This is a genomic window from Zoogloea sp. 1C4 (assembly GCF_009469605.1).
GTDB classification, from domain to species: domain Bacteria; phylum Pseudomonadota; class Gammaproteobacteria; order Burkholderiales; family Rhodocyclaceae; genus Zoogloea; species Zoogloea oryzae.
This window is the reverse complement of record NZ_SSXU01000004.1, coordinates 1-25,135: the sequence shown is the minus strand read 5'-3', so window position 1 is coordinate 25,135 and position 25,135 is coordinate 1. Positions and strand designations below refer to the sequence as shown.

20 protein-coding genes and 1 pseudogene are annotated in these 25,135 nt (G+C 67.3%); 8 read left to right on the top strand and 13 right to left on the bottom strand.

Annotated elements, in window-relative coordinates; genetic code table 11:
• The first annotated feature begins 55 nt into the window (after positions 1-55).
• Both GH681_RS06030 and GH681_RS06025 read left to right on the top strand, forming a co-directional pair.
• Positions 56-622 carry a DOMON-like domain-containing protein gene (locus tag GH681_RS06030; RefSeq protein WP_153160538.1) on the top strand — a complete coding sequence of 189 codons (567 nt, stop codon included), beginning with the start codon at positions 56-58 and terminating at the stop codon, positions 620-622.
• Complete coding sequence (locus GH681_RS06025; RefSeq protein ID WP_153160537.1) at positions 619-1,827, top strand: exo-beta-N-acetylmuramidase NamZ domain-containing protein; 1,209 nt, start codon at positions 619-621, stop codon at positions 1,825-1,827. Before GH681_RS06030 ends, GH681_RS06025 begins: the two co-directional genes overlap by 4 nt.
• A gap of 66 nt (positions 1,828-1,893) precedes the next feature.
• Here GH681_RS06025 and fliW read toward each other — a convergent pair whose 3' ends face one another.
• Positions 1,894-2,322, bottom strand: a complete 429-nt coding sequence (gene fliW / locus GH681_RS06020; protein ID WP_153160536.1) for a flagellar assembly protein FliW — start codon at positions 2,320-2,322, stop codon at positions 1,894-1,896.
• A 208-nt stretch (positions 2,323-2,530) separates the two neighbouring features.
• A complete protein-coding gene (locus GH681_RS06015; RefSeq protein WP_153160535.1) occupies positions 2,531-4,096 on the bottom strand; it encodes a DEAD/DEAH box helicase in 1,566 nt (521 codons plus the stop codon).
• Positions 4,097-4,504: 408 nt separating this feature from the next.
• Between GH681_RS06015 and GH681_RS06010 the strand changes: the two genes are divergently transcribed.
• A complete protein-coding gene (locus tag GH681_RS06010) occupies positions 4,505-5,362 on the top strand; it encodes a neutral zinc metallopeptidase (RefSeq protein WP_153160534.1) in 858 nt (285 codons plus the stop codon).
• A gap of 31 nt (positions 5,363-5,393) precedes the next feature.
• Here GH681_RS06010 and GH681_RS06005 read toward each other — a convergent pair whose 3' ends face one another.
• Together GH681_RS06005 and GH681_RS06000 are read right to left on the bottom strand one after the other, a co-directional pair.
• Positions 5,394-7,316 carry a transporter substrate-binding domain-containing protein gene (locus GH681_RS06005; RefSeq protein ID WP_153160533.1) on the bottom strand — a complete coding sequence of 641 codons (1,923 nt, stop codon included), beginning with the start codon at positions 7,314-7,316 and terminating at the stop codon, positions 5,394-5,396.
• Between the two features lie 95 nt (positions 7,317-7,411).
• Positions 7,412-7,885: a VOC family protein gene (locus GH681_RS06000; RefSeq protein WP_153160532.1), complete on the bottom strand. Its 474-nt coding sequence runs from the start codon at positions 7,883-7,885 to the stop codon at positions 7,412-7,414.
• Positions 7,886-8,158: 273 nt separating this feature from the next.
• Here GH681_RS06000 and GH681_RS05995 point away from each other — a divergent pair, with 273 nt between their 5' ends.
• Positions 8,159-9,163, top strand: a complete 1,005-nt coding sequence (locus tag GH681_RS05995) for a cytochrome-c peroxidase (RefSeq protein ID WP_153160531.1) — start codon at positions 8,159-8,161, stop codon at positions 9,161-9,163.
• Positions 9,164-9,229: 66 nt separating this feature from the next.
• On the opposite strand, the gene GH681_RS05990 is transcribed toward GH681_RS05995, so the two are convergent.
• Genes GH681_RS05990 through GH681_RS05975 form a run of 4 tightly spaced genes read right to left on the bottom strand, consistent with a single transcriptional unit; the run spans position 9,230 to position 15,115 of the window.
• Positions 9,230-9,952: a response regulator transcription factor gene (locus tag GH681_RS05990; protein ID WP_153160530.1), complete on the bottom strand. Its 723-nt coding sequence runs from the start codon at positions 9,950-9,952 to the stop codon at positions 9,230-9,232.
• Positions 9,949-12,000, bottom strand: coding sequence for a PAS-domain containing protein (locus tag GH681_RS05985; RefSeq protein WP_153160529.1), 2,052 nt, complete (start codon positions 11,998-12,000; stop codon positions 9,949-9,951). Before GH681_RS05985 ends, GH681_RS05990 begins: the two co-directional genes overlap by 4 nt.
• Positions 11,997-14,093: a bifunctional diguanylate cyclase/phosphodiesterase gene (locus GH681_RS05980; RefSeq protein ID WP_153160528.1), complete on the bottom strand. Its 2,097-nt coding sequence runs from the start codon at positions 14,091-14,093 to the stop codon at positions 11,997-11,999. The genes GH681_RS05985 and GH681_RS05980 overlap by 4 nt, the downstream gene beginning before the upstream one ends.
• 29 nt (positions 14,094-14,122) lie before the next feature.
• Entirely contained in the window at positions 14,123-15,115 is a 993-nt protein-coding gene (locus tag GH681_RS05975; RefSeq protein WP_228111798.1) for an AraC family transcriptional regulator, read from the bottom strand.
• 220 nt (positions 15,116-15,335) lie between these two features.
• Between GH681_RS05975 and icmF the strand changes: the two genes are divergently transcribed.
• Positions 15,336-18,602: a fused isobutyryl-CoA mutase/GTPase IcmF gene (gene icmF / locus GH681_RS05970; RefSeq protein ID WP_153160526.1), complete on the top strand. Its 3,267-nt coding sequence runs from the start codon at positions 15,336-15,338 to the stop codon at positions 18,600-18,602.
• Between the two features lie 94 nt (positions 18,603-18,696).
• Here the strand turns inward: icmF and GH681_RS05965 are convergent, their stop codons facing one another.
• The 4 genes from GH681_RS05965 to GH681_RS05950 form a co-directional block, all read right to left on the bottom strand.
• The gene (locus GH681_RS05965; RefSeq protein ID WP_153160525.1) at positions 18,697-19,386 is read right to left on the bottom strand and encodes a hypothetical protein; all 690 of its coding nucleotides are present in this window, start codon (positions 19,384-19,386) and stop codon (positions 18,697-18,699) included.
• Positions 19,383-19,709: a hypothetical protein gene (locus tag GH681_RS05960; protein WP_153160524.1), complete on the bottom strand. Its 327-nt coding sequence runs from the start codon at positions 19,707-19,709 to the stop codon at positions 19,383-19,385. Before GH681_RS05960 ends, GH681_RS05965 begins: the two co-directional genes overlap by 4 nt.
• Positions 19,710-19,795: 86 nt before the next feature.
• Positions 19,796-20,506 carry a site-2 protease family protein gene (locus tag GH681_RS05955; protein WP_228111797.1) on the bottom strand — a complete coding sequence of 237 codons (711 nt, stop codon included), beginning with the start codon at positions 20,504-20,506 and terminating at the stop codon, positions 19,796-19,798.
• A gap of 130 nt (positions 20,507-20,636) precedes the next feature.
• Positions 20,637-21,542 carry a DUF2167 domain-containing protein gene (locus GH681_RS05950; protein ID WP_153160522.1) on the bottom strand — a complete coding sequence of 302 codons (906 nt, stop codon included), beginning with the start codon at positions 21,540-21,542 and terminating at the stop codon, positions 20,637-20,639.
• A gap of 198 nt (positions 21,543-21,740) precedes the next feature.
• Between GH681_RS05950 and GH681_RS05945 the strand changes: the two genes are divergently transcribed.
• The 3 genes from GH681_RS05945 to blaOXA all read left to right on the top strand — a co-directional run bounded on the left by GH681_RS05945 (position 21,741) and on the right by blaOXA (position 24,147).
• Positions 21,741-22,706 carry a hypothetical protein gene (locus tag GH681_RS05945; RefSeq protein WP_153160521.1) on the top strand — a complete coding sequence of 322 codons (966 nt, stop codon included), beginning with the start codon at positions 21,741-21,743 and terminating at the stop codon, positions 22,704-22,706.
• 218 nt (positions 22,707-22,924) lie between these two features.
• Positions 22,925-23,254: a hypothetical protein gene (locus tag GH681_RS05940; protein WP_153160520.1), complete on the top strand. Its 330-nt coding sequence runs from the start codon at positions 22,925-22,927 to the stop codon at positions 23,252-23,254.
• 113 nt (positions 23,255-23,367) lie between these two features.
• Positions 23,368-24,147: a class D beta-lactamase gene (gene blaOXA, locus GH681_RS05935; protein ID WP_153160519.1), complete on the top strand. Its 780-nt coding sequence runs from the start codon at positions 23,368-23,370 to the stop codon at positions 24,145-24,147.
• 876 nt (positions 24,148-25,023) lie between these two features.
• Here blaOXA and GH681_RS05930 read toward each other — a convergent pair.
• Positions 25,024-25,135: pseudogene (locus GH681_RS05930) on the bottom strand (IS5/IS1182 family transposase); the annotation flags it as partial.

Here is a 25,135-nt window from a genome sequence, read left to right as displayed (position 1 = left end):
ACGCGCCGGGCGAGACCGGCTAAACTGCCGGGCCGCCCGATCTCGATCCGACACCATGCCCGCTGCCGTGTTCCCGACCGAACCGCTCGAACTGCGCTCCCTCGTCTGCCACCCGGCGCTGCCGGACGGCGCGGTGAGCGGCATCGCCGTGACGCTGGCCGCCGGCCCGGACGGGCTGGTCATCCGCTACCGCCTCGACGGCGACCTCGCCGCGCTGCGCGTGCCCGACCCGGCCACGCCGCTGCCGCCCGAGCGCCTGTGGGCTTACACCTGCTTCGAGCTGTTCGTCGCCCAGGCGGGCGTGGCGGGCTACCGGGAGTTCAACTTCTCGCCCAATGGCCAGTGGATGCGCTTCGATTTTGCGGATTACCGCCAGCGCATTGCGTCGCCGGCCAGCCCCGCGCCGCGCATCGAAACCCGCCGGGATGCCGCCGGGCTGGAACTGGATGTCACCCTGGGCGTCGAACAGTTTCCGCCGGGCGATCTATCGATCGGCCTCACCGCCGTCGTCGAACACGCCGATGGCAGCCACGCTTACTGGGCCCTGCGCCATCCCGCCGCCCAGCCCGATTTCCACCATCGCGACGGCTTTGCCCTCGCCCTGAAAGCTGTGAACTCATGATCCAATTCGGCCTCGACCGTCTGCTCGCCGACCCCGCCCTGCGCAAGCCGCTGGCCGGCAAGCGCGTGGCGCTGCTCGCCCACCCGGCTTCCGTCACCCGCGACCTGACCCACGCCCTCGATGCCCTGATGGCCCTGCAGGATCTGCACATCACCGCCGCCTTCGGCCCCCAGCACGGCCTGCGCGGTGACAAGCAGGACAACATGGTCGAGTCGCCCGACTACTTCGATCCCCAGCACGGCATTCCGGTGTTCAGCCTGTACGGCGAGGTGCGCCGCCCCACGGCCACCATGCTCGACCGCTTCGACGTGCTGCTGGTGGATCTGCAGGATCTCGGCTGCCGCATCTACACCTTCATCACCACCCTGCGCTATGTGCTGGAGGCCGCCGCGAAGCACAAGAAGGCGGTGTGGGTGCTCGACCGCCCCAACCCCGCCGGCCGGCCGATTGAAGGCACGCTGCTCCAGCCCGGCTGGGAGAGCTTCGTGGGCGCCGGCCCGCTGCCCATGCGCCACGGCATGACGATGGGCGAGCTGGCGAAGTGGTTCATCGCCACCCTCAAGCTGGATGTGGAGTGCGAGGTGATCGCGATGCAGGGCTGGGAGCCCGAGGCCGCGCCGGGCTACGGCTGGCCGCTGGCGGAGCGCAGCTGGATCAACCCCAGCCCCAACGCGCCCAACCTGTCGATGGCCCGCGCCTACGCCGGCACGGTGATGCTGGAAGGCACGACGCTCTCGGAAGGCCGCGGCACCACCCGGCCGCTGGAGCTCTTCGGCGCGCCCGATCTCGACGCCCGCCAGATCATCGCCCACATGGAAACCATCGCCCCCAAGTGGCTGGCCGGCTGCAAGCTGCGCGAATGCTGGTTCGAGCCCACCTTCCACAAGCACGCCGGCAAGCTGTGCAACGGCGTGCAGATCCACGTGGAAGATCCGCTCCACTATAACCACGAGGCCTTCCGCCCGTGGCGCGTGCAGGCGCTGGCCTTCAAGGCGATCCGCCACCTGCGCCGGGATTACCCCCTGTGGCGCGATTTCCCCTACGAATACGAGCACGACCGGCTGGCGATCGACCTCATCAACGGCTCGGAGATCCTGCGCGAGTGGGTGGACGACCGCAACTCGCGCCCCGGCGATCTGGACGCCCTGGCCCAGGCCGACGAGCGCGAGTGGGACGAAACCCGGCGGCCCTTCCTGCTCTACTGAGCGCGGCTGGCCGCAATGAAAAAGGGCGCCCTGGTGGCGCCCTTGTTACATCGGCTGGCGGCGGGGTCAGCCGATGGCCTTGAGGGTGACGCTGGCGTCCACCTTGCCGATGATCTTCTGCAGGCCACGACGGGTGGCGGTGTTGAGCACCAGCGGGGCCATCACGTTGGCGCGCACCGGCGAGGCGCCTTCGCCGCGGCTGACGATCAGCAGCACGCTGGCGTCGTCGGCGCTGCCCAACTGAAGGGCGGCGACCTCGTCATCGCCGAGGGTGAATTCGTAGTTGAGGCCGAGGATGTCCGGCGTGGTGACGGTGAAGGCGACCTGGGGATCGTCCAGGCACTGGAGCACGAACAGCTTGGGCGCATCGGTGTCGGCGGTATGCACCAGGGTGAACTGGCGGCAGTTCTCGAAGCCCGGCAGGCCGGCCGGAAAGTCGATGACGCGGTCGGCCGAGACTTCCATTTCGCCGACGACAGGACTGGTGATTTTCATGGTTGTTCCCCCTTTGGTGTGAGCGCGGACGGGCACGGATGTCCGCGCCTTCGGATGCGTACTTTCATCATAGGCGGGGCGGGGGGAATCAACCCCGGGAGAAGAGGGGTTTTTTGACGGCTTTCCCGCGCTTGGCGGCCCGGCCGGGGGATGAAAAAAGGGACGTCCGAGGACGTCCCTTGATCTGGCTTGCAGCTACCGCCGCGACTTAGCGGTCGCGGTTGAAGGTGCGGCCGGCACGCGGCTTGCCGCCGTCGCCGCTGCGGCCACCGCCAAAGCCGCTGCCGGCGTTGTGGTGGGTCGAGCTGCGCTTGGCCACATGGGGGAACTCGGTGCGGTGTTCCGGGTGACGCGGACGGTCGGCGAATTCGGTGCGACGGTTGTCGCCGAAATCACGGGTGCCTTCGCTGCGGCCGGCCCACGGGCTGGCCGGACGGCTGTCGCCACGGGTGTCGTCACGACGCTCGTTGCGGTCGAAACGGCCACCGCCGAAACCGCCGGCGGGCTTGTCGCCGAAGCGGGCGCCACCGTGGCCGGCGGACGGACGCTTGTCGCCGAAGCGCGGTGCGTTGCCGAAGCTGCGGCCGCCTTCGCGACGGGGGCCGCCGGGGCGGCGGTCGTCGGCGGGCATGGTGCTGCGCGGCTCGAGGCCCGGCAGGGTGTGCACGGCCAGGGGCTGGCGGGTGTAGCGTTCGATGGCGCGCAGCAGGCGCACGTCACGGCGCTCGGCCAGGCTGATGGCGATGCCGCTGGAGCCGCCACGGCCGGTGCGGCCGATGCGGTGGACGTAATCGGCGGCGACCTTGGGCAGGTCGTAGTTGATGACGTGGCTGATGGTGCGCACGTCGATGCCGCGGGCGGCAACGTCGGTGGCGATCAGCACGCGCAGGTGGCCGCGACGGAGTTGATCCAGGGTGCGGGTGCGCATGCGCTGGTTCATGTCGCCGTGCAGGGCGGCAACCGAGTGACCCATGGACTCGAGGTTGAGGGTCAGGGCGTCGGCGTCACGCTTGGTGGCGGTGAACACGATGGCCTGATCCACGCCGACATCGCGCAGCAGGCCGTCGAGCAGGCGGTTCTTGTGGCCGATGTCGTCGGCAACCATCAGGCGCTGTTCGATGTTCTCGTGGCGGGTCTGGGCGGAATCGATCTCGATGCGCTCCGGATCCTTCAGCAGGCGCTGCATCATGCGGGCAACCTGGCCGTCGAGGGTGGCCGAGAAGAACAGGGTCTGGCGGCTGGCGGGCAGCTTGGCGCAGATGGCCTCGATGTCGTCCACGAAGCCCATGTCGAGCATGCGGTCGGCTTCGTCGAGGATCAGGATCTCGAGGCGGGCGAAGTCGATGCGGCCGCTGTTCATCTGGTCCATCAGGCGGCCGGGGGTGGCCACGAGGATTTCATAGGGGCTGGACAGCAGCTTGTTCTGCACCGGGTAGGGCATGCCGCCGACGACGCTGACGGCCTTGGCGTAGCGCAGGTTCTTGCCGTAGCGCTTGGTGGCTTCGGTGACCTGCACGGCCAGTTCGCGGGTCGGGGTGAGCACCAGCACGCGGGGGCCGCGGGCCTTGATGGTCGGCTCGGTGGTCAGACGCTCGAGGGAGGGCAGCATGAAGGCGGCCGTCTTGCCGGAGCCGGTCTGGCTGGAGACGACGAGATCCTTGCCGGCGAGAGCGGCAGGGATGGCGGCTTGCTGAACGGAGGTGGGGTCGGTATAGCCGGCTTCGTTGACGGCTTTGACAATGTTCTCGGACAGGCCGAGGCTGGCGAAATCCATGTTCGCTTCCTTTATCTTTGTACTGCGGATGCGGTGCCCGCGAAGAAAAAACGGCAACGCGTCGCGGCGCAGGATGTGCGCGCAACAATAAGGCTGCCTGACTGGCATATCGGCACTAACCGATCAGGACAACCTCTCGTCGAATACGGGAGATATAGAAGGTCAGGGACGATGTGACTCGGTGCGAACCGCTTTGCACCGGACCGAGCACTATAGCGATAATGTCAAGGCGACACAAGGAAAATGTTGCGACGCAAAAAAATCAACCGGCCCGAGGCGGCGCTGCTGCGCAGCAGCCAGTCGTCAGATGCGTTACTTTGTGTGTCGAAAAGGGCGCGGGTGGCGGGCTTCCTCGCGCCGGGGCGGCGCCCCGATTATTGTTGACCCCTCATCCAAAAAGGAACATCGATGCGTTTCGACAACAGCCGGGAGAGCAGCAACGTCGAGGACCGGCGCGGCGGAGGTGGCGGTGGAATGCCCATCGGCGGGCGGGGGATCGGCCTGGGCACGATCGTGCTGGCGCTGGTGGCAATGTATTTCGGGGTCGATCCGAGCGTCGTGCTGAACCAGGCGGTGCAGGCGCCGGCGCCCAGCGCGTCGCGCCCCGCGGGGCCGCCGGCCAATGATGCGGAGACGGTGTTCATCCGCCACGTGCTGGCCGAGACCGAAGACACCTGGACCCAGCTTTTCCGCGCCGGCGGCAAGGAATACGTCGAGCCGACGCTGGTGCTGTTCACCGGCGCCACCCGCACCGCCTGCGGCGTGGGGCAGGCGGCGATGGGGCCGTTCTATTGCCCGGCCGACCGCAAGGTGTACATCGACCTGGCCTTCTACCAGGAGCTGAAGACCCGCTTCAAGGCGCCGGGCGACTTCGCCCAGGCTTATGTGATTGCCCATGAGGTGGGCCACCACGTGCAGAACCTGCTGGGGATTTCGGAGAAGGTGCAGGCGGCGCGGGAGCGCGCCAGCGAGCGGGAAGCCAATGCGCTGTCGGTGCGGCTCGAGCTGCAGGCCGACTGCCTGGCCGGGGTGTGGGCGAAGAACGCCGACGCGGCCCGGGGCATCCTCGAGGCGGGCGATGTGGACGAGGCGCTGCGCGCCGCCACGGCGATCGGCGATGACAGCCTGCAGAAGCAGGCTCAGGGCTATGCGGTGCCCGACAGCTTCACCCACGGCTCGGCGGAGCAGCGGGTGCGGTGGTTCCGGCGCGGGATGGAATCGGGCCAGCTGAACGCCTGCAACACCTTCCAGGCGCGTTCGCTGTAGCGGCGCGTGAGCCAGGCCGCCGGCGGATGCCTCAGGTGTCTGCCGGCGGTTTGCCGTTTACGGCGTCGCGAAGGGCGGCTTCGAGCCCGTGCTGGGTGGTCTGGATGAGCCCGGCGAGGTCGATGGCGAGGGCGGGGTCGTCGTCCATCAGCGCCCGCTGCAGGGCGGCGGCATCGCGGCCGAGGTTCTGGTTGAGGGGGGCGAGGGCGCGGGTGAGCGCAGTCAGGCGCGCGTCGGTCTCGCGGCGGGCGAGGCGCTCGCGGGTCAGCCCGAACCCCAGGAGGAGGCAGCCGGCCGCAAGGGCGAGGCCGAGCCACAGGTGCAGCGGCTGGATGGTGGTGATCGGCGTGCTCGGCTGGCCGGGGTTGTACACCGTGTCAAGCCAGCGGTTCTTGGCGGTGGCGATGTCGGTGGGCGTGACCGATTCGAGCGCCCGGCGCAGGATGGCGGCGAGCTCGGGGGCGTCTTTGGTGACGCCGAAGTAGAGCTCGCTGTCGCCGTCGGGCACGTGGCCGGCGATGTAGAGGGTGCCGAGAAAGCGCGACTGGATGAGCCGATTGACCGCGTGGAGGTTGCCGATGGCCACGTCGGCCGAGCCGGCGGCCACCAGGCTGAGGGCTTCCTCCTGGGTGGTCACCTCGATCAGCTGGATGCTGGGGTAGGCGCTGCGGATGCGGTTGATCAGGAAGTGATCTTTCAGCAGGGCCAGCTTGCGCCCGGTGAAGCTGGCCAGATCCCACACCTGCTGGAAGTTGCTGCGGGTGACGATGGCGGTGGGGGACGACAGATAGGGGCCGATGAAGTGCAGGTGCTCGCGGCGTTCGGGGGTGTTGGCGACGGCCACCAGCACGTCCATGTCGCCGCCGAAAGCCTTCTTGAGCACCGATGACCACGGGCCGGCGGTCTCGTTGACGGTGAGTCCGGCCTTGTCGCGCAGCAGCCGGAACAGCTCGATGGAGTAGCCCTCGGCCTGATGGTGGCGGTTGGTGTAGCTGAGGGGATAGAAGGCCTGGTCGTAGCCCATCCGTACCGGCCCGTGGCCGAGCAGCCAGGCCTGTTCGGCCGCGGTGAGCTGGAAGGACACGCCGGGAATGCCGTCGCCCGGGGGCAGGTAGCGGCGCACCAGCGCCTTGCCCTCTTCCTCGCTGATGAAACGCATTGCCTTTTGCAGGATGCCCATCAGCGTCGGCTGGGTGTTGCTCACCGCGACGGCCAGCGCCGAGAGGTCGGCGTCGAAGCGCTGGCGCACCTGCAGGTTGGCCAGCCCGAGCTGCTCGATGTAGAAATGGGCGACCGCCAGCATGCCCACGTAGGCGTCGGCGTCGCCATTGGAGACGGCGCGCAGGGCGTCGGCGGAGGTGGCGGTTTCGACGAAGATGGCCTTGGGGCGGCTGCGCGTCAGGACGTCGAGGGATGCATGCCCCTTTTCGATGGCGATCCGGATGCCTTCCAGGTTGCCCGGCAGGGCGACCGCACCGTTGCCGCTGCGGGTGACGATGATGGGCGGGGAGTGCAGGTAGCCGCCGGTGAACAGGAACTTGCGCCGACGCGATTCGGTGGGGGTGAGGGTGGGGATGATATCCACCTTGCCGTGCTCCAGGGCCTGCAGCGCGCTGGGGAAGTCGTCGTAACGGGTGAACGTGAAGCGCAGCCCGGTGCGCCGGCTGAGGAGCTCGAGGTAGTCGGCGCTGGGGCCGGTGTAGCGCTTGTCGCGCCATGAATAGAAGGGTTGGTGGTCGGGCCCGTTGCCGACCCGCAGTTCGGGGTGGGCGTCCAGCCACATGAGCTCGGCCTGACTGGGGCTGGCCCGGAAACGCGTCACCGGATCGCCGTCCCAGTCGGTTTCGTTGCGGGCGGCGCTGGCCACCGATGAGGCGAGATATCCGGCAATGGCCAGACAGAGCAGCAGCAGGCGAACGAGGCGTGCAGCCAGAGCCTGGCTGGAGTGATTCATGGCATCAATCTGGTTGAATGGCGCAGGAATGCGAATGGTATTCGTTTTCCCGCGCCTTGGGCATGCCGGGACGATGATCTGTCCCGGCGGGTGAATCAGCCCGCGAGTTTGGCGAAGGCGTCCACCACTTCCGGCGGCGCCTGGACCAGCTCGATCAGCACGCCTTCACCGCCGATGGGGAACTCCTCGTTGCCCTTGGGGTGCAGGAAGGTGATGTCGAAACCGGCCGCGCCCTTGCGGATGCCACCCGGCGCAAAGCGCACGCCGTTGGCGCTCAGCCACTCGACGGCCTTCGGCAGGTCGTCCACCCACAGGCCCACGTGGTTGAGCGGGGTGGTGTGCACGGCGGGCTTCTTCTCGGGGTCGAGGGGTTGCATCAGGTCGACCTCGACCTTGAACGGGCCCTTGCCCATGGCGGTGATGTCCTCGTCCACGTTCTCGCGCTCCGACTTGAAGTTGCCGGTGATCTCGAGACCGAACATGTCCACCCACAGGGTGCGCAGGCGATCCTTGGACGGGCCGCCGATGGCGATCTGCTGGACGCCGAGAATCTTGAAAGGTCTGGTCATGGTTGTTCTCCCTCGTTTATTTAGTCAGAACCGGAAATTGTACGAGCGGGGGGCGGGGCGAGGAAGGGGCGCGGTGCCGATGGCGGGGTCGCGCCGCCCGGGGTGTTTCGATGGGTGGCCGGTTTGCCTTTGTTTTCGGGTGGTGACGACATTCGGGTATCGCTTAAGCATTGCTTAAGTTTTGCGCGGGATAATCAAAGGCTGTCCGGCCCAGCCTGTCGTGCAGCTTTCGGCGGGCATGTCGGGCGCCGTCATCACCCACTGGAGCGTCCCATGAAATTCGAATTCAAGCCCGGCCTTGCGCTGCTTGCCTGCCTGCTTGCCCCGCTGTCGGCAGCCAATGCTGCCGCCGGCGGCGAGCCCATCCAGCCGATCGCCCCCGCCCGCGTCGCCAGCCCGGCCACGGCCGAGCTGGGCAAGATGCTGTTCTTCGATCCGCGTCTGTCGAAGTCCGGCTTCATCTCGTGCAACTCGTGCCACAACCTGTCGATGGGTGGCAGCGACAACCTCAAGTCGTCCATCGGCCACGGCTGGCAGAAGGGCCCGATCAACGCGCCCACGGTGCTCAACTCGCGCTTCAACCTGGCCCAGTTCTGGGATGGCCGTGCGGCTGACCTGAAGGCCCAGGCTGGCGGCCCGATCGCCAACCCGGGCGAGATGGCCTACAGCCATGACCTGGCGGTGAGCACCCTGAAGACCATCCCCGGCTATCGCGGCGCCTTCAAGAAGGCTTTTGGCAGCGACGAGGTGACCATCGACCGCGTGACCCAGGCCATCGCCACCTTCGAGGAAACCCTGGTGACGCCGGATTCGCGCTTCGACAAGTGGCTGAAGGGCGACAAGAAGGCGCTGACCGCCGACGAACTGGCCGGCTACAAGCTGTTCAAGGACAGCGGCTGCGTGGCCTGCCACAACGGCCCGGCGGTGGGCGGCAATTCGTACCAGAAGATGGGCGTGGTGGAGCCGTACAAGGCCAGCAGCCCGGCCGAGGGCCGCGTGGCGGTGACCGGCCAGGACGCCGACCGCTTCAACTTCAAGGTGCCGACCCTGCGCAACGTGGAGCTCACCTACCCGTACTTCCATGACGGCGCGGCCAACACGCTGCCGGAAGCGGTGGACACCATGGGTCGGGTGCAGCTGGGCCGCAAGTTCAGCGCCGAGGAGAACGCCCGCATCGTGGCCTTCCTGAAGACGCTGACCGGCAAGCAGCCGCAGTTTGCGATGCCGATCCTGCCGCCGTCGGCCGATGCCACGCCGCGGCCCAAGCCCTTCGACTGAGGCTGTTTTCGCGTCGATCCCGAACCCGCTTCCGCCCTCAGGCGGGGCGGGTTTTTTGTTGGCCGATCAGCCCAGCCACTCGACGCTGGCGCACAGCAGGTAGCCGGCGCCATAAACCGTCTTGATGATCTTCGGGTCCTGCGGGTCGTCCTCGAGCTTGCGGCGCAGGCGGGAGATGCGCACGTCGATGCTGCGGTCAAAGGGGTCGAGCTCGCGTTCGCCGATGAGCTGCTCGCGGGTGAGGATCTTGTTGGGGCGCTTGAGGAGCGTCTGGAGCAGCGCGGCCTCGGCGGCGGAGAGGCTCACCTCGCGGCCGTCTTCGTGGGTGAGGCTGAGGCGGCCGATGTCGAAATGCCAGCCGGCGAAGCGCACGGCGCTGTGGCCGGCGGGTTCGCTGGCGGGGGCCTTCTGGTAGCGGCGCAGGATGGAGCGCACCCGGGCGACCAGCTCGCGGGGCTCGAAGGGCTTGACGAGGTAGTCGTCTGCGCCGAGCTCGAGGCCCAGCACCCGGTCGGTGAGGCCGTCGCGGCCGGTGAGGATGAGCGCCGCGCAGGGGTGGTTCTCCTGCAGTTCGCGCAGCACCTGCAGGCCGTCCATGTCGGGCAGGCCCAGGTCGAGGATGGCGAGTTCGGGCTGCTCCCGGCGGGCGCGGGAGAGCAGGGCCCGGCCGGTGCCGAAGGTTTCGCTGCGGAAGCCGTATTCGGCGAGGGTGCCGGCGATCAGCCGGGCGATGTCGGCTTCATCCTCGACGACGAAGATGAGCGGCGTGTCCTTGTCGGGTGTGGTCATGGGGCGGTGGGCTCCGAGGGGGCGAAGGGCGCCACGGCGCCGCGGATGGCGGCGGCGAGGGCGGCCCGGTCGAAGGGTTTGCGCAGGGTCGGGATGTCGGGCGTGCCCGGCGGTGCGTCGCCGGTGGCGTAGCCGGTGATCAGCAGTATGGGCAGTGTAGGCCGAAGGCTGCGGGCGGCGGCGGCCAATTCGCGGCCGCCCATGGCGGGCATCACGGTGTCGGAGACGAGGAGGGCGATGTCCTCGACGGCCTCCAGCATGGCCCGGGCCTCGAAGCCGTTGGCGGCCTCGATCACCGGAAAGCCGAGCTCGGTGAGTTGCTGGCGGATCACCTTGCGCACCTCGGGCTCGTCCTCGACCAGCAGCACCAGGCGGCTTTCGGCGGCGAGGTCGATGGTCTCGGGCGGCGGCGCGACGGGCCTGGCGGCGGGGGCTGCGGTCATCGGCACGATGAAGCGCACGTTGGTGCCCTTGCCCGGGGTGCTGAGGATGCGGATGTTGCCGCCGGACTGGCGGATGAAGCCATACACCATCGCCAGCCCGAGCCCGCTGCCGGTGCCGAAGGCCTTGGTGGTGAAGAAGGGCTCGAAGAGCCGGGGCAGGAGCTCGGGCGGGATGCCGGTGCCGGTGTCGGAGACATCGAACTGCACGTATTCGCCGGCGGGCACCTCGACCAGCAGGGCGAGGCTGGCCGACACATGGCGGCGGGCCACGGCGATGCGCAGCTCGCCGCCTTCGGGCATGGCGTCGCGGGCGTTGATGGCGAGGTTGAGCAGGGCGTTTTCGAGCTGGTGCGGGTCCACCAGCGCGTAGAGCTTCTCGGTGGGGAGCTCCAGGTGGATCGCGATGCGCTCGGTGAGGGAGCGCGACAGGAGCTGGGTCATGCCGTGCACCAGGGCGCCGACTTCCACCGGGCTGGGCTCCAGCGGCTGCTGGCGGGAGAAGGTGAGCAGGCGGCGGATCAGTTCGGTGCCGCGGCGGGCGGCGGAGAGCGCCGGGGCGAGGTAGTCCTCGTAGCCCTGGTGGGCGGGGAGCTTGTCCTGCAGGGTGGCGAGGTTGCCGGTGATGATGGTGAGCAGGTTGTTGAAATCATGGGCAAGACCGCCGGTGAGCTGGCCGACGGCTTCCATCTTCTGGGCCTGGATCAGCGCGGCCTGGCTGGCCTTCTGTTCGGTGATGTCGATGGAGAGCACGAAGTAGCCCTGCACGCCGCCAGCCACCGAGGCTTCGGGCACCACCGCGCTGCGGGCGTACACCTGCTTGCCGGCGGCGTTGGTGCGGGAGTATTCGTAGCTGACCTGCTCGCCGGTGGCGGCCTGGTCGAGGTAGGGCTTGATCTGGGCGTAGGCCTCGGCGCCGAAGACTTCCTCGATGCTGCGCCCGACGATGGCGTCCCGGTCGAAGCCGAACCATTCGGTGTAGCCGCGGTTGGCGAAGCGGTAGCGCTCGCCGGCGTCCACGTAGGCGATGAGGGCGGGGATGGCGTCCATGATGAGGCGCAGGCGCTCTTCGCTGCGGGACAGCTGCCCGGCCAGTGCGTCGAGGCGGGCGGTGGCGGCTTCGAGCTCGGCGGTGCGGGCGCGGACGCGGGTTTCGAGCTCGGCGTTCTGGCTCTCGATCAGGCGCTCGTAGCGGCGCTGTTCGGTGATGTCGGTCCACAGCGACACGAAACCCAGATTGGGGATTGGGACGCCGCGGATCGCCAGCACCTGGCCGTTGGGGCGGGTGCGCTCGGCGCTGTGGGGCTGGAAGGCGCGCACCGATGCCATCCGCTCGGCGATCAGGCGCTCCACGTCGCCGCTGCCGTATTCGCCCCGCTGGAAGTTGAAGCGCAGGAACTCCTCGAAGGGCGTGCCGACGCGCACCAGATCCTCGGGGAAATCCAGCAGGCGCAGCAGGGCCTTGTTCCAGGTGACGAGCTTGGGCGTGGCGTCGAATACCGCGATGGCCTGGTCGAGCAGGTCGAAGCCGGCGAGGAGCAGGTCGTAGCGGCGCAGCTCTTCGGGGGAGCTGGGCTTGATGAACGGCGTGGCGATGCGGGCGATCATGCGGGCTGGCAGGCGATGAGTTCGAGGAAGGCGTCCTCGGGCATCGGGCGGGCGAACAGGTAGCCCTGACCGTAGTCGCAGTGGGCGGCGATGAGGCAGTCGCGCTGGGCTTCGGTCTCGACGCCTTCGGCCACCACCTCCAGCCCGAGCTTGTGGGCCATGGCGATGATGGCCTCGGTGATGGCGAGGTCGCTCGGGTCGGTGGTGAGGTCGCGGATGAAGGAGCGGTCGATCTTGAGGGTGTGGATGTCCATCCGCTTGAGGTAGGCCATCGCCGAGTAACCGGTGCCGAAGTCGTCGAGGGAAATCTGGATGCCGGCCGCGGAGAGGCGGGCGAGCTGGGCGGTGACGGTGGGGCGCTCGTCGAGCAGCAGGCCTTCGGTGATCTCCAGCGCGATGCAGCTGCCGGGCAGTTTGCGACGGTCGAGCTCGTCGAGCAGCACTTCGAGCGAGGTGCCGGTGGCGAACTGGCGGGGCGAGGCGTTGACGGTGATCTGCACCTCGTCGGTCGCGCCCGCGGGCTGCATGTCGCGCCAGCGGGCGACGGTGGCCACCGCCTGACGGAACACCCAGGCGCCGATGGCGTCGATGAGGCCGAGCTCTTCGGCCACCGGAATGAACTCGGCCGGGGGCACCGGGCCGCGCTGGGGGTGGGTCCAGCGCAGCAGGGCTTCGGCCTTGTGGATGCTGCCGCTGCACAGGCTGGGGATGGGCTGGAACTGCAGGCTGAGCTGGCGCTCGGCGAGGGCGGCGCGAAGGTCCTTGCCCAGCTGCACGCGCAGCATGGCGCGCTCCTGCATGGCGGGCGAGAAGTACGAGAAGCGGTTACGCCCTTCTTCCTTGGCGTGGTACATGGCCTGGTCGGCCTGCTTGAGGATCGCGACGGGGTTGTCGGCGTCCTGGGGGAAGAGGGTGATGCCGATGCTGGCGGAGACGTAGGCCTGCTCGTTACCCAGCTGGAAGGGCTCGGTGAGGGCCAGGATGATGTCTTCGGCGATGCGCTCGATGGGCGCCCGCTCGGACAGGCCGGGCAGCAGCACGGTGAATTCGTCGCCGCCCTGGCGGGCCACGGTGTCGGTGCCGCGCACGCAGCCCACCACGCGGCGGGCGGCTTCCATCAGCAGCTGGTCGCCCGCTTCGTGGCCGAGGGCGTCGTTCACTTCCTTGAAGCGGTCCAGGTCGATGAAGAGCACGGCCAGGCTGCCCTGGTCGCGCTGGGCGCGCTTGATCTGCTCGGCGAGGCGGTCGTTGAGGAGGCGCCGGTTGGGCAGGCCGGTGAGCGGGTCGTAGTTGGCCTGCATCCAGATCAGGGCTTCGGTCTGCTTGCGGTCGGTGATGTCGGTGATGACGCCGACGAGGCCGCCCACGCTGCCGTCGGAGCGCAGCCAGGTGGCCTTGTTGAAGATGACTTCCTTGCGCATGCCGTCGGTGGATTCGACGGAGGCTTCGTAGGTCTGCACGCCGGGGTGGTCGAAGAGCTGCTGGTCGGCCTCGTGGTAGCGGGCGGCCAGCTCGGGCGGGGAGATGTCGAACACGGAGCGTCCGATGAGCTCGCCCCGCTGGCGGCCGATGTAGGTCTCGAAGGCCTTGTTGCAGCCCAGGTAGCGGGCCTGATCGTCCTTGAAGAACACGGGGCTGGGGATGGCCTCGAGCAGCTGGCCGATGAAGTGCAGCTGCTCGACGGTGGTCTGTTCGGCGGCCTTGCGGGCGGTGATGTCGAGCATCAGGCCGATGATCGCCGGGCGGCCTTCGAGCTGGGTGCGGTTGCCGAAGACCTCCATCTCCAGGGTGCGGCCGTCGCGGTGCTTGCCGCGGAAGGTGTAGTGGGCCGTGCTGGCTTCGCCGCGGATGCGCCGGGCCACGTTGGCGAGCACCCGCTCCCGGTCGTGGGGCGCGACGAACTGCTCGAGCGCCGGTTGGTTGCTGATGTCGTCCGGGGTATAGCCGAACATCTCGGCAAAGCGCCGGTTGGCGTAGCGGAGCACGTGATCCTGGATGACGTAGACGCCGATGAGGTCGTTGCGCAGCAGGCCGAGCAGCAGCGACTCCGCTTCGCGGACGAGGGCGTCGGTCAGAGGTGGGGGAGGAGGCATGATGTGGCGGACGGACGGATGACGCAATTCTAGGACGGGTCGCCGCGTTTTTCGTGGCTTTGGCCGGCGAGTTGCCGTCGGTAGCGTTCGGGCGACATGCCAGTCCAGCCGGTGAAGGCGCGGTAGAAGGCCGAGGTGTCGGCGTAGCCCAGGTCGGCGGCCACCTGGGCGATGGGCTGGCGGGTCTTGGTGAGGCGGGCCAGGGCGATGTCCCGGCGCAGGGCTTCCTTGATGCCGCGGAAGCTTGCCCCTTCTTCTTCGAGGCGGCGGTGCAGGGTGCGCGGCGACATGTGCAGGCGGCTCGCCACGTCGTCCTGCGACAGGCTCGCCGGCAGGGCGTCGCGGATCAGGTCACGCACGCGCAGCACGGTGGCCCGGTCGCGCCGGTAGAGCATGCTGATGCGGCCCGGCGCGCCTTCGAGGAAGCTGGCGAGGGCGGCCTCATCGCGGCGGATCGGCAGGTCCAGCAGGGTGGCGTTGAAGTGGGCGGTGAGGCGCTGCCCGCCGACGAAGCTGGAGCGTTCGGTATAGACCAGCACGTAGTCGTCGGCGTGGTCCGGGCGGCTGAACGGGAAATCCACCGAATCCAGCGCCAGCCCGCGCCCGGCCAGCCAGCACGACAGGCTGTGGAGGAGGCGCAGCAGCCACTCGAAGGCGAACACCCGCGCCGGGTCGTCCGGGTGGGCGGTGAGGGGCGCGGATTCGACGATGTGCAGCTCGGCCCGGGTGTCGCGGCGTTCGATGCTCACCGCCAGATCGGGCAGCACGATGGACAGGAAACGCCGGGCGCGGTCGAGGGCGTCGGCGAGGGTCGGGGCGCCGAGCATGCCGCGGCACAGGAACTCGAAACTGCCCGGCCGCATGCTGCCGGAAAACAGCCCGAAGCCTTCGTCATCGAGGGCGGCGATGATCCGGTTGTAGAGGGTTGCGTAGCGGTCGACCGGCACCCGACTGGCCGCGTCTGCAAGATCGATGTCGAGTCCGGCCAGGTGGGGGGCTGGGTCGATATTGCGACGCAGCATTCCGGAAAGCATTCCGGTGACGAAACCCATTGATACGCTTGTGCGTTTGCGGGCTGCGGAGCTTGCCAAAGGGGGTTCTCCGATCCGGTGGAGTCAGGGCTGGCGATGCTGCCTGCCGTTTGGCGGATTTTGCACGAATCCCGTCGACAACGGCAATGGCAAAGGCGTGGGCGGCCTTCTACCATTCAAGGACTGATAAACATGAGTTGGGGGAGACAGCATGACCGACCTGAGCGTTGCCAAGAAACTCGTCGCCTATAAGCCCAAGAACAAGGTGCGTTTCGTCACTGCCGCAGCACTTTTCGATGGGCATGATGCGTCCATCAACATCATGCGGCGGATTCTCCAGTCCACCGGCTCCGAGGTGATCCACCTCGGCCACAACCGCGCGGTGGGCGAGATCGTCAACGCGGCGCTCCAGGAGGACGTGCAGGGCATCGCCATCACCTCGTACCAGGGCGGCCACGTCGAGTTCTTCAAGTACATGATCGACCTGCTGCGCGAGAACGGTGGCGAGAACATCAAGGTCTTCGGCGGCGGCGGCGGCGTGATCGTCCCGGCCGAGATCAAGGAACTCCATGACTACGGCGTCACCCGCATCTACTCGCCCGAAGACGGCGCGGTGCTGGGCCTGCAGGGCATGATCAACGACCTCGTCGAGAAGTGCGACCAGGACCTCTCCCACGCCGGCCCGCAGGGTGCCGATGCCGTGGTGGAAGCCCTCAAGTCGGGCGATCGTCGCGTGCTCGCCAAGATCATCACCGGCCTTGAAAATGGCGCCTACCCGGACGCCGTGAAGACCGCGGTCATCGAGGCCGCCAAGAGCCTCAAGACCCCGGCGCTGGGCATCACCGGCACCGGTGGCGCCGGCAAGTCCAGCCTCACCGACGAGCTGGTGCGCCGCTTCCGCCTCGACCAGAACGACCAGCTCAAGCTTGCGATCATCTCCATCGACCCGTCGCGCAAGCGCACCGGCGGGGCGCTGCTGGGCGACCGCATCCGCATGAATGCCATCGAGCATCCGAACATCTTCATGCGTTCGCTGGCCACCCGCGACACCGGCAAGGAAGTCTCCGTCTCCCTCCCCGAAGTCATCGCCGCCACCAAGCTGGCCGGTTTCGATCTCGTGATCGTCGAAACCTCCGGCATTGGCCAGGGCGATGCCGCCATCGTCCCCTTCGTCGATGTGTCGCTGTACGTGATGACCCCCGAATTCGGCGCTGCCAGCCAGCTCGAGAAGATCGACATGCTCGACTTCGCCGATTTCGTGGCCATCAACAAGTTCGACCGCAAGGGCGCGGAAGACGCCCTGCGCGACGTACGCAAGCAGTACCAGCGCAACCGCGAGCTGTTCAACCAGAACACCGACGAGATGCCGGTGTTCGGCACCATGGCCGCCCGCTTCAACGACGACGGCGTGACCGCCCTGTACCAGGCGCTGGCCCCGGCGCTCGCCGCCAAGGGCCTCAAGCTGCACGGCGCCAAGCTGCCCATCGTGGCGGTGAAGGCCTCCAGCCGCGGCCGTGCCATCGTCCCGGCCGAGCGCACCCGTTACCTCGCCGAGATCGCCGATACCGTGCGTGGCTACCACAAGCACACGTCCGAACAGGCCCGCGTCGCCCGCGAACGTCAGGCCCTGCGTATCTCCAAGCAGCTCTTCGAAGGCTGCAAGAAGGACGCCGGCAGCTTTGCCGAACTCATCGAGTGGAAGGACGGCGAGCTCACCGCCACCAGCCGCAAGCTCCTCGACATGTGGCCGAAGACCGTCGAGCTGTATTCGGCCGACGAGTACGTGGTGAAGATCCGCGACAAGGAAATCCGCACCATCCTCACCACCGAATCCCTCTCGGGCAGCAAGATCCGCAAGGTCGCCCTGCCGCGCTTCGAGGACGACGGCGAGACCCTGCGCTTCCTGATGAAGGAAAACGTCCCCGGCTCCTTCCCCTTCACCGCCGGCGTGTTCGCCTTCAAGCGTGAAGGTGAAGACCCGACCCGGATGTTCGCCGGCGAAGGCGATGCCTTCCGCACCAACCGCCGCTTCAAGAAGGTGTCCGAGGGCATGCCCGCGCATCGCCTCTCCACCGCCTTCGACTCGGTGACGCTCTACGGCTGCGACCCGGACCCGCGTCCGGACATCTACGGCAAGATCGGCAACTCCGGCGTGTCCATCGCCACGCTGGACGACATGAAGGTGCTGTACGACGGCTTCGACCTGGTCAACCCGACCACCTCCGTGTCGATGACCATCAACGGCCCGGCGCCCATCATCCTGGCGATGTTCTTCAACACCGCGCTGGAGCAGCAGCTCGCCAAGTTCAAGGCCCAGAACGGCCGCGACGCCACCGACGACGAATACCAGAAGATCCGCGAATGGGTGCTCGCCACCGTGCGCGGCACCGTGCAGGCCGACATCCTGAAGGAAGACCAGGGCCAGAACACCTGCATCTTCTCGACCGAATTCGCCCTCAAGATGATGGGCGACATCCAGGAGTTCTTCGTCCATAACAAGGTGCAGAACTTCTACTCGGTGTCGATCTCCGGCTACCACATCGCCGAAGCCGGCGCGAACCCGATCAGCCAGCTGGCCTTCACGCTGTCCAACGGCTTCACGTATGTCGAGAGCTACCTCGCCCGCGGCATGCACATCGACGACTTCGCGCCCAACCTGAGCTTCTTCTTCAGCAACGGCATGGACCCGGAATACTCGGTGATCGGCCGCGTCGCCCGCCGCATCTGGGCCGTGGCGATGAAGAACAAGTACGGCGCCAACGAGCGCAGCCAGAAGCTGAAGTACCACATTCAAACTTCCGGCCGCTCGCTGCACGCCCAGGAGATGGACTTCAACGACATCCGCACCACGCTGCAGGCGCTGATCGCCATCTACGACAACTGCAACTCGCTGCACACCAACGCCTACGACGAGGCGATCACCACCCCGACCGAGGAATCGGTGCGCCGGGCGATGGCGATCCAGCTGATCATCAACCGCGAATGGGGCCTCGCCAACAACGAGAACCCCAACCAGGGCGCCTTCATCATCGAGGAACTCACCGACCTCGTCGAAGAAGCGGTGCTCAAGGAGTTCGAAGCCATCAGCTCCCGCGGCGGCGTGCTGGGCGCAATGGAAACCGGCTTCCAGCGCGGCAAGATCCAGGAAGAGTCGCTCTATTACGAGCACAAGAAGCACGACGGCTCCTACCCGATCATCGGCGTCAATACCTTCCTCAACCCGAAGGGCATGGCCCAGCAGGAAATCGAACTGGCCCGCTCCAGTGAAGACGAAAAGCAGAGCCAGCTCCAGCGCCTGGCCGACTTCCAGGCCCGCAACGCCGAGGAAGCGCCCAAGTGGCTCGCGAAGCTCAAAGAGACCGTCATCGAAAACGGCAACGTCTTCGCGGTGCTGGTGGATGCGGTGAAGTACTGCTCCCTGGGCCAGATCACCACCGCGCTGTACGACGTGGGTGGTCAGTACCGGCGGAGCATGTAAGCCGCCACGCCCTCTCCGCTTCCGGGAGGGGGAGACACGACAGACGGCGCTTCGGCGCCGTTTGTCGTTTGGGCGCCGGGATGTGCGGAGCCGGCTACTTGGCCGCGGCGATGGGCACCTGCCCCGCGGCACTGCAGGCGTCGATGCCTTTCTTCAGGTAGGCCGGCCGTTCGGCCTCGACCAGGCCACTGGCAATGTCCTTGACCGTTTCGAAACACTTGCGCAGCTGATCGGCGGCGAGCGCATTGCCGACACCTTCGGCCAGAGTCTGGGCGGCAACGCCGGTCGAGAAATAATTGGCAGCGAGCGCCTGGGCGCCAACGGGGCTGGCGGTGCCGAATCCGCGCCCCTCGAAACTGCCGAAGACCGACATCGCGTCCTGCTTGCCGCCGGGGTTCCTGGGTGCGTTCTTCCCCTTCTTGGCTGTGCCGGCGGGTAGCGCAGGCTGGGCTTGATCGGTGGCCGGCGGGGCGTCGTCATCGTCGTCGTTGTCCAGGTTGTTGCCGCTGACGATCCGCAGCTTTTCGCCGCCTTTGCCATTGCTGTTGGCGGCCTGTCCCTTCTTCTGCATCACGGCAACGGGCACCAGCGCCAGGTCGTCCCGTTTGTAGCCGATCGACAGGCTGACGCCCGGGTTTGCGCTGCTCGTGTTGGTCGAGATGTCCAGTCCGCCGACGGTCTTCGAGCCATACACCAGTGGCGCCATCGGGACAGTCACGCAGCCGGCGAGGCCGAGCGTCGCGGCGAAGAGGGCAAGGTGGCAGTGCGGGGTTCTCGCGTTCATTTTTCCGCTCCGGTCTGTTGAGGTGAGTCAAAGGTAACCAGCAGACAGCGGTTGCCGTCCGCGCTTGTCAGTCCGACGCCCTGCCAGCGCGTATAGCCGACGCTCACGCTGCCCGGCAGGGCGACAACGCCCACGCTCGTCACCGCAACGGCGGTGGTGCGTTCGGGGGCGAGGTTCAGGTGGAGGATGCCGAAGCGGGATTCGGTCTTCACCGCGCCGTCGCTGTGGATGACGACGGTGGTGCAGCCGCACGCCAGCAGGGCGGCGCCGCAGGCGAGGGCGATGGCGATGAGGCCGGGGGATGTCCGGCGGCGGGCTTGCATGGCGCGATCCTCGGAAGACGGGGTGTCTTCCGTTCAGCATAGGATCGGGGCGCGGCTTAGTCCATGTCGATGGACCGGAGGGGAGATCAGCCGCGCACGGCGGACAGCATCTCGTGCACGTCGTGGGTCATCACGGCCAGCCAGGCGGTCAGGCCCAGGTAGAGCACGGCGTATTCGATGCGCTTGGCCGGCGGAGTGTCGTAGTAGCCGGGGGCAGGCGCGGCCTCGCCGCGGAAGGCGCGCCACATGTGGGGGGCGGCCAGCAGGGCGACGATCACCAGCATCGGGCTGGGGCGCCACAGGAAGATCCCGATCAGCACCGGCGCGCCGACGAGCCAGAACTTCGGCGACACCACGCCGGTCATCCGCCCGCCATCCAGCGGCGGCACCGGGATCAGGTTGAACAGGTTGAGGAAGAAGCCGGAATAGGCCAGCGCCAGCAGCAGGTCGCTGCCTTCCGAGCGGGCCACGAAATAGCACAGCAACGAGGCTGCGGTGCCCGCCACGGGGCCGGCCATCGCCACGTAGGCTTCGGTCTCGGCGTTCATGGGCTGCTCCTTCAGCTCGATCCACGCGCCGAGGAAGGGGATGAAGGTGGGCGCGCCCACGTTGAGGCCACGCCGGCGCGCGGCCAGGTAGTGGCCCATCTCGTGGCAGAAGATCAGCGCGACAAAACCGGCGGCGTAACGCCAGCCCCAGATCAGGGCGTAGGCGCCGATGGACAGCAGCATGGTGCCGGCGGTGGTGAGCAGCTTGCCGAACTTGGCGCCGCCGAGGAGAAGCAGGAGGAGTTTCATGACCGGGTGCATCCATGAAAAACGGCCCGCGCAGGGCCGTCCATCCGAGATGCCGAATTAGTTTGCCAGTGGATTCTCCTGGACATGCCGCTTGTGGGCAAGTTCTCGACTGGCGGCGAAAGCGCTCACATCAGGGCGTGGTGTCCTTCTTTCGGCCCAGCACACGGCTGGCGCCGGCGCCCAGACCGACCATCGCCAGCAGGCCGACCTTCCAGAACTTGGCGACGAACAGCCCGAGGCTGGCGAACAGCCCGAGCTTCTTGGCGGCCATCCCGCCCACCAGCGCGGCCAGGCCATATTCGGCCATGCGGTCGGTGGCGGCGTTGAAGTCGGCGTAGCGCTTGCCCTCGTTGAAGGTCAGGGCGGCCAGCAGTTCGCGGGTAGCGGGCTTTTCCAGTTCGACCCGATCCATGCTGGTGACGAGGTTCATCGAGAAGTAGCCCTCGCGGCCCAGCACGTAGGTGTTGTAGTTGACCCCGTCGCCGCGGCCCTGGGGATCCTTGGCGCGGGCGGCCACCGACCACACCAGCCGGTGGGTGGCGGGGTCGTAGCTCGGCACCTCGACCCAGCCGACCACGTTGAATTCTGGCAGGCCGCGACTGCGACGCTCGGCATTGGCGGCTTCGGTGCCGTCCTTGAGGTTCTTGAGGAGCTCGTCGGCGTTCCAGTCGCGGGCTTCCTCGTCCTTCACGTAGCCGGCGGGGGTGAACTCCACCGCCACGAAGCCGGCCAGATCGGGGCTCACCACCAGCCCGTGGAAACCCTTTCCGCCGTTCTTGTTGCCCTGGGCTTCCATCAGCGCCTGGGCCTCGGCCTTCGGGATGAAGCCGAAGCCTTCGGGCAGCTTGAGCACGCCCTGGTCGCCCAGCTCGATCTCCCGCGGGCCCATCTGCACGGCGGCCTGGGCGGCCAGGGCCGCGGCCTCGATGCGTGCCTCGGCAGCCGTCGGCGGGGCATCGACGGCGAGGGCCGTGGACAGGCAGGGAAGGCAGAGCGCCAGCGTGAGAAGGGAGCGGCGAAGGGCAGAGATCATCATCTAGGGGCCGATCCGGAGGTGAAAAAGTGTGACGAGAACGGATCACATCCGATGATAACGCCCACGGTGGGTGAGACTTTGTGTGCTAATTGGCACTCGGAGGGCGGATTGCCGGTCGTCTTGGCATTCTTTCGGGGCGATCTATGATGGAACGAGGGGCGGGCATCCGGCCGGCTCCGTCGCCGGATCGCGGGTGACATGAACAGGAAGCGCAGACGCTCGTTCTTCCGTGATGCCGTCACGGCCGACTGGCTGCGGCGGGGCATGCGCGTGCCCTTCATCCTGGCCTCGGTGATGTGCTCCCTGGCCTGGGCCGACGGCGGCGAGGTGCCGGTCAAGAAATCCCAAGGCCGCAAGCTCGGCCTGAGCATTCAGGTGCAGGGCGGCGGCTGGGGGCGCGGGCGCAAGGAATCCATCGAGACGGTGCTGAACGCCGTGGCCGATGAGCTTCTGCCCCGCCTGCCGAGCGGGCTCACCGCGCCCATCGTCGTCACCCACACCGATGGCCCGCCGATGGCGCTGTACGGCCGCGGGCCTGGCGGCGAGTTCCGCATCCGCCTGCACGCCCGCGACGAGAACTGGCACCTCTACGCCTACGAGTTCGCCCACGAGCTGTGTCACGTGATGTCCAACCACGACGCCCACCCGGCAGGCAGCCCGCCCCGGCGGGATAACCAGTGGTTCGAGGAAACCCTCTGCGAGACGGCCTCCCTGTTCACCCTGCGTCATCTCGCCCAGCGCTGGGAATCGGAGCCACCCGGGCCAGAATGGGCGGGCGAGGCCGACCGGCTGCGGCGCTTCTTCGACCTGCTGGTCTCCGAAGGCCACCGCCGCCTGCCGCCCGACGCGCCGCTGGCTGCCTGGCTGCAGGCCCACGAGGACGAGCTGCGCCACAACCCCTATCTGCGCGAGAAGAACGAGGTGCTGGCCAATCTGCTGCTGCCCCTCTTCGAGCGCAACCCGGAAAACTGGCAGGCCCTCGGCTACATGAACCTCGACCCCGACGACGCCCGCAGCAGCCTGCGCAGCTATCTCTCCCGCTGGTATGCCAATACCCCGCTGGCCCACCGCTCGCTGGTGGCCGGCGTGCTGGCCCTGCTGGCGCTGGATGACGTGTTGCCGCCCGAGCGGGGCAGCGGCCCGCTGCGCACCGCCGCCAAGTGATCGCCCCGGTGTGGCGATTCTCCTTTGTTGAGTAAATCCGTCGACTATGATGAAAAGGTGACAGAAGCCGATCCGGACCTGCCTCCTGGGCGGGTCAATCTGGTGGTCATGGCAGGCGGGCATTCAGGTGCCCGCCTGCAATCGGGGGTGGCTCCCGGGTCCATCCGGGCGCTGTTCCACCACTCTTTTTCAGGGAGGAAAACCCAAAGGAGGACAACATGAAAAAGAGTCTCTTGGCGAAAATCGGTGCCGGTTTCCTGATGGGAAGCGTTCTGGCCGTCGCGCCCGCCGGCGCAGCCGATCTTTACGACAGCCTGCAGGCGTTTTCCTACGACATGAGCCTGCACCGCAGCATGGGGAGCGATCCCTACGACAGCATGGAGCCCACCGCCGCGGGTGGCTCGCAAGGCCCGGTCAGGACCGACATGATGAAGGACTCCGATGCCTATCAAGGCGGCGGCTACTATCAGGGCACCTATTACGGCTGGACCCAGTGGTCCGATGTGAACCAGCAGCTTGGCCCGATCGGCGGCCGCGACACCAATTGACCGCCAGCCCGATCGTCGTTCCACCCCACGCCGCCTGAGGGCGGCGTTTTCATGGGCGATGGCGGCCGTCGCGCCGGTAAGATGACGGACCCGCCACGCCCTGCGTCCCGCCCGTGAAACGCCTCGTCTTCGTCGCCCTTTTCGCCTTCGCCCAGCTTGCGTCTGCCGAGGACGCCCGCATCGCCGCGGTGTTTGCCGGCCAGCAGGTCGAGGGGACGCTGGTGGTGAGCGCCCTGCGCGACGGCCGCACGTTCATTCACGACGACACCCGGGCGGCGCGGCGCTTTGCCTCCGCGTCCACCTTCAAGGTCTTCAATACCCTGATCGCCCTGCAGGAAAAGGCCATCACCGCCGACAGCGTGCTCAAGTGGGACGGCCGGCAGCATGACATCCCCGACTGGAACCGCGACCAGACCCTGGCCAGCGCCTTCCGCGTCTCCTGCGTGTGGTGCTACCAGCAGATGGCCGAGCGGGTCGGCGGCGAAGCCTACCGCCGCTACATCCGCAAGGCCGGCTATGGTGAGCTCACCGAACCTTTCGACACCACCACCTTCTGGCTGGATGGGGCGCTGCAGATCAGCGCGCAGGAGCAGGTGGCGTTTCTCAAGCAGGTGGTCCGCCGGCAACTGCCCTTCGATGCCGAAAACTACGCCACCCTCAAGGCCGTGATGCTCGCCGAGCGCACTCCGGCCTACGCCCTCTACGCCAAGACCGGCTGGGCCGCCCGCGCCACACCGCAGATCGGCTGGTACGTGGGCTACGTGGAAACCCCGGACGACACCTGGGTCTTCGCCACCAACATCGACATCCGCCAGCAGGCCGATCTGGCCCTGCGCCCGGCGCTTACCAGGGCCTCGCTGAAAGCCCTCGGCATCCTCCCCGACACGCCCTGAAGTGCCGGGAAAGGCCGGCAAATCGCGCGCGTCCTGAAGCCGCGGGCGAAAACCGGCGCGTGAATACACGCGAAGAATCGCCCAGCTAAAGCTGGACCCACTGCCTAGATTGAACGTCGTGATCGATGAGCGGGTTGTCGCTCGCCTAAGCGTGCTGCCGGGCATTGGTGACGGCCAGGGCTAGGCTCTCTGGCCCGCCGCCAACTTCCTCGCCGAGTTGAAGCGTGGGGCCGAGCCCGGGCGGTGGACGGCGATCGAGAAAAGCCTGGGCGGAAGTACGCAGCGCCCTAGCGAGCGAAGCGCCGTTCGGTGGCATTTTTTTTCCAGGTATTGAGCGCCTGATCAATCGACGCACCCGTTACGCCGATCGATATCTTCCCGATCTGCCCATATGCGAACCACGTCGGTCCCGAGATCACGATGACTGACACTTCGTGAAGACATCCGTCGATATCAACCCAATGGATCGAAGTATCTGGAGGCGGCATGGAGATCGATCTTTGGGGGGCTGGCAGGGCCCACCTTGTAGCACCGCCGATGTATAAAAAGTATAAAAAAGCGCCCTTCAGAGCAGACGATCGCCCACCGCCCCCTGCGGACAAGTTGCAGCGCCTCGATGCGCGTGGAATCAACCCTTGCCCGGCGCTGCCGGAGATCGCGGAGAAGCGCGTCTGGCATTCATCGTGCGCCATTCGCCTTTGCGACATGTAAGGGCACCTCGAATAACCCGAGGTTTTCAGTCACTCCCACCGCGCAACGATGATCGCGACCGAATCTGGTTCAATTCCTGCGGCAAATCACCGCCTTCTTCGGCGGTGCCGTCCCGTTTTTGTCTCGAATCGCCTCGGGCAGCGGCGATTCGGCCCATTTCGGGCGTCAGAAGGCCCTGATTCCGGCCTTCTGGAAGTAAACCAGCCGCTTCAGGTTGTAGCAGGCCGCCATCATCGTCAGCGCAAAGTTCGCCCGCGCCTGGCCGATGGTGCGAAGC

Bases quoted from the DNA above. Each gene is read 5' to 3' on its own strand.
- GH681_RS06030 (WP_153160538.1), top strand. From the start codon at position 56: ATGCCCGCTGCCGTGTTCCCGACCGAACCGCTCGAACTGCGCTCCCTC.
- GH681_RS06025 (WP_153160537.1), top strand. From the start codon at position 619: ATGATCCAATTCGGCCTCGACCGTCTGCTCGCCGACCCCGCCCTGCGC.
- fliW (WP_153160536.1), bottom strand. From the start codon at position 2,322: ATGAAAATCACCAGTCCTGTCGTCGGCGAAATGGAAGTCTCGGCCGAC.
- GH681_RS06015 (WP_153160535.1), bottom strand. From the start codon at position 4,096: ATGGATTTCGCCAGCCTCGGCCTGTCCGAGAACATTGTCAAAGCCGTC.
- GH681_RS06010 (WP_153160534.1), top strand. From the start codon at position 4,505: ATGCGTTTCGACAACAGCCGGGAGAGCAGCAACGTCGAGGACCGGCGC.
- GH681_RS06005 (WP_153160533.1), bottom strand. From the start codon at position 7,316: ATGAATCACTCCAGCCAGGCTCTGGCTGCACGCCTCGTTCGCCTGCTG.
- GH681_RS06000 (WP_153160532.1), bottom strand. From the start codon at position 7,885: ATGACCAGACCTTTCAAGATTCTCGGCGTCCAGCAGATCGCCATCGGC.
- GH681_RS05995 (WP_153160531.1), top strand. From the start codon at position 8,159: ATGAAATTCGAATTCAAGCCCGGCCTTGCGCTGCTTGCCTGCCTGCTT.
- GH681_RS05990 (WP_153160530.1), bottom strand. From the start codon at position 9,952: ATGACCACACCCGACAAGGACACGCCGCTCATCTTCGTCGTCGAGGAT.
- GH681_RS05985 (WP_153160529.1), bottom strand. From the start codon at position 12,000: ATGATCGCCCGCATCGCCACGCCGTTCATCAAGCCCAGCTCCCCCGAA.
- GH681_RS05980 (WP_153160528.1), bottom strand. From the start codon at position 14,093: ATGCCTCCTCCCCCACCTCTGACCGACGCCCTCGTCCGCGAAGCGGAG.
- GH681_RS05975 (WP_228111798.1), bottom strand. From the start codon at position 15,115: ATGCTGCGTCGCAATATCGACCCAGCCCCCCACCTGGCCGGACTCGAC.
- icmF (WP_153160526.1), top strand. From the start codon at position 15,336: ATGACCGACCTGAGCGTTGCCAAGAAACTCGTCGCCTATAAGCCCAAG.
- GH681_RS05965 (WP_153160525.1), bottom strand. From the start codon at position 19,386: ATGAACGCGAGAACCCCGCACTGCCACCTTGCCCTCTTCGCCGCGACG.
- GH681_RS05960 (WP_153160524.1), bottom strand. From the start codon at position 19,709: ATGCAAGCCCGCCGCCGGACATCCCCCGGCCTCATCGCCATCGCCCTC.
- GH681_RS05955 (WP_228111797.1), bottom strand. From the start codon at position 20,506: ATGAAACTCCTCCTGCTTCTCCTCGGCGGCGCCAAGTTCGGCAAGCTG.
- GH681_RS05950 (WP_153160522.1), bottom strand. From the start codon at position 21,542: ATGATGATCTCTGCCCTTCGCCGCTCCCTTCTCACGCTGGCGCTCTGC.
- GH681_RS05945 (WP_153160521.1), top strand. From the start codon at position 21,741: ATGAACAGGAAGCGCAGACGCTCGTTCTTCCGTGATGCCGTCACGGCC.
- GH681_RS05940 (WP_153160520.1), top strand. From the start codon at position 22,925: ATGAAAAAGAGTCTCTTGGCGAAAATCGGTGCCGGTTTCCTGATGGGA.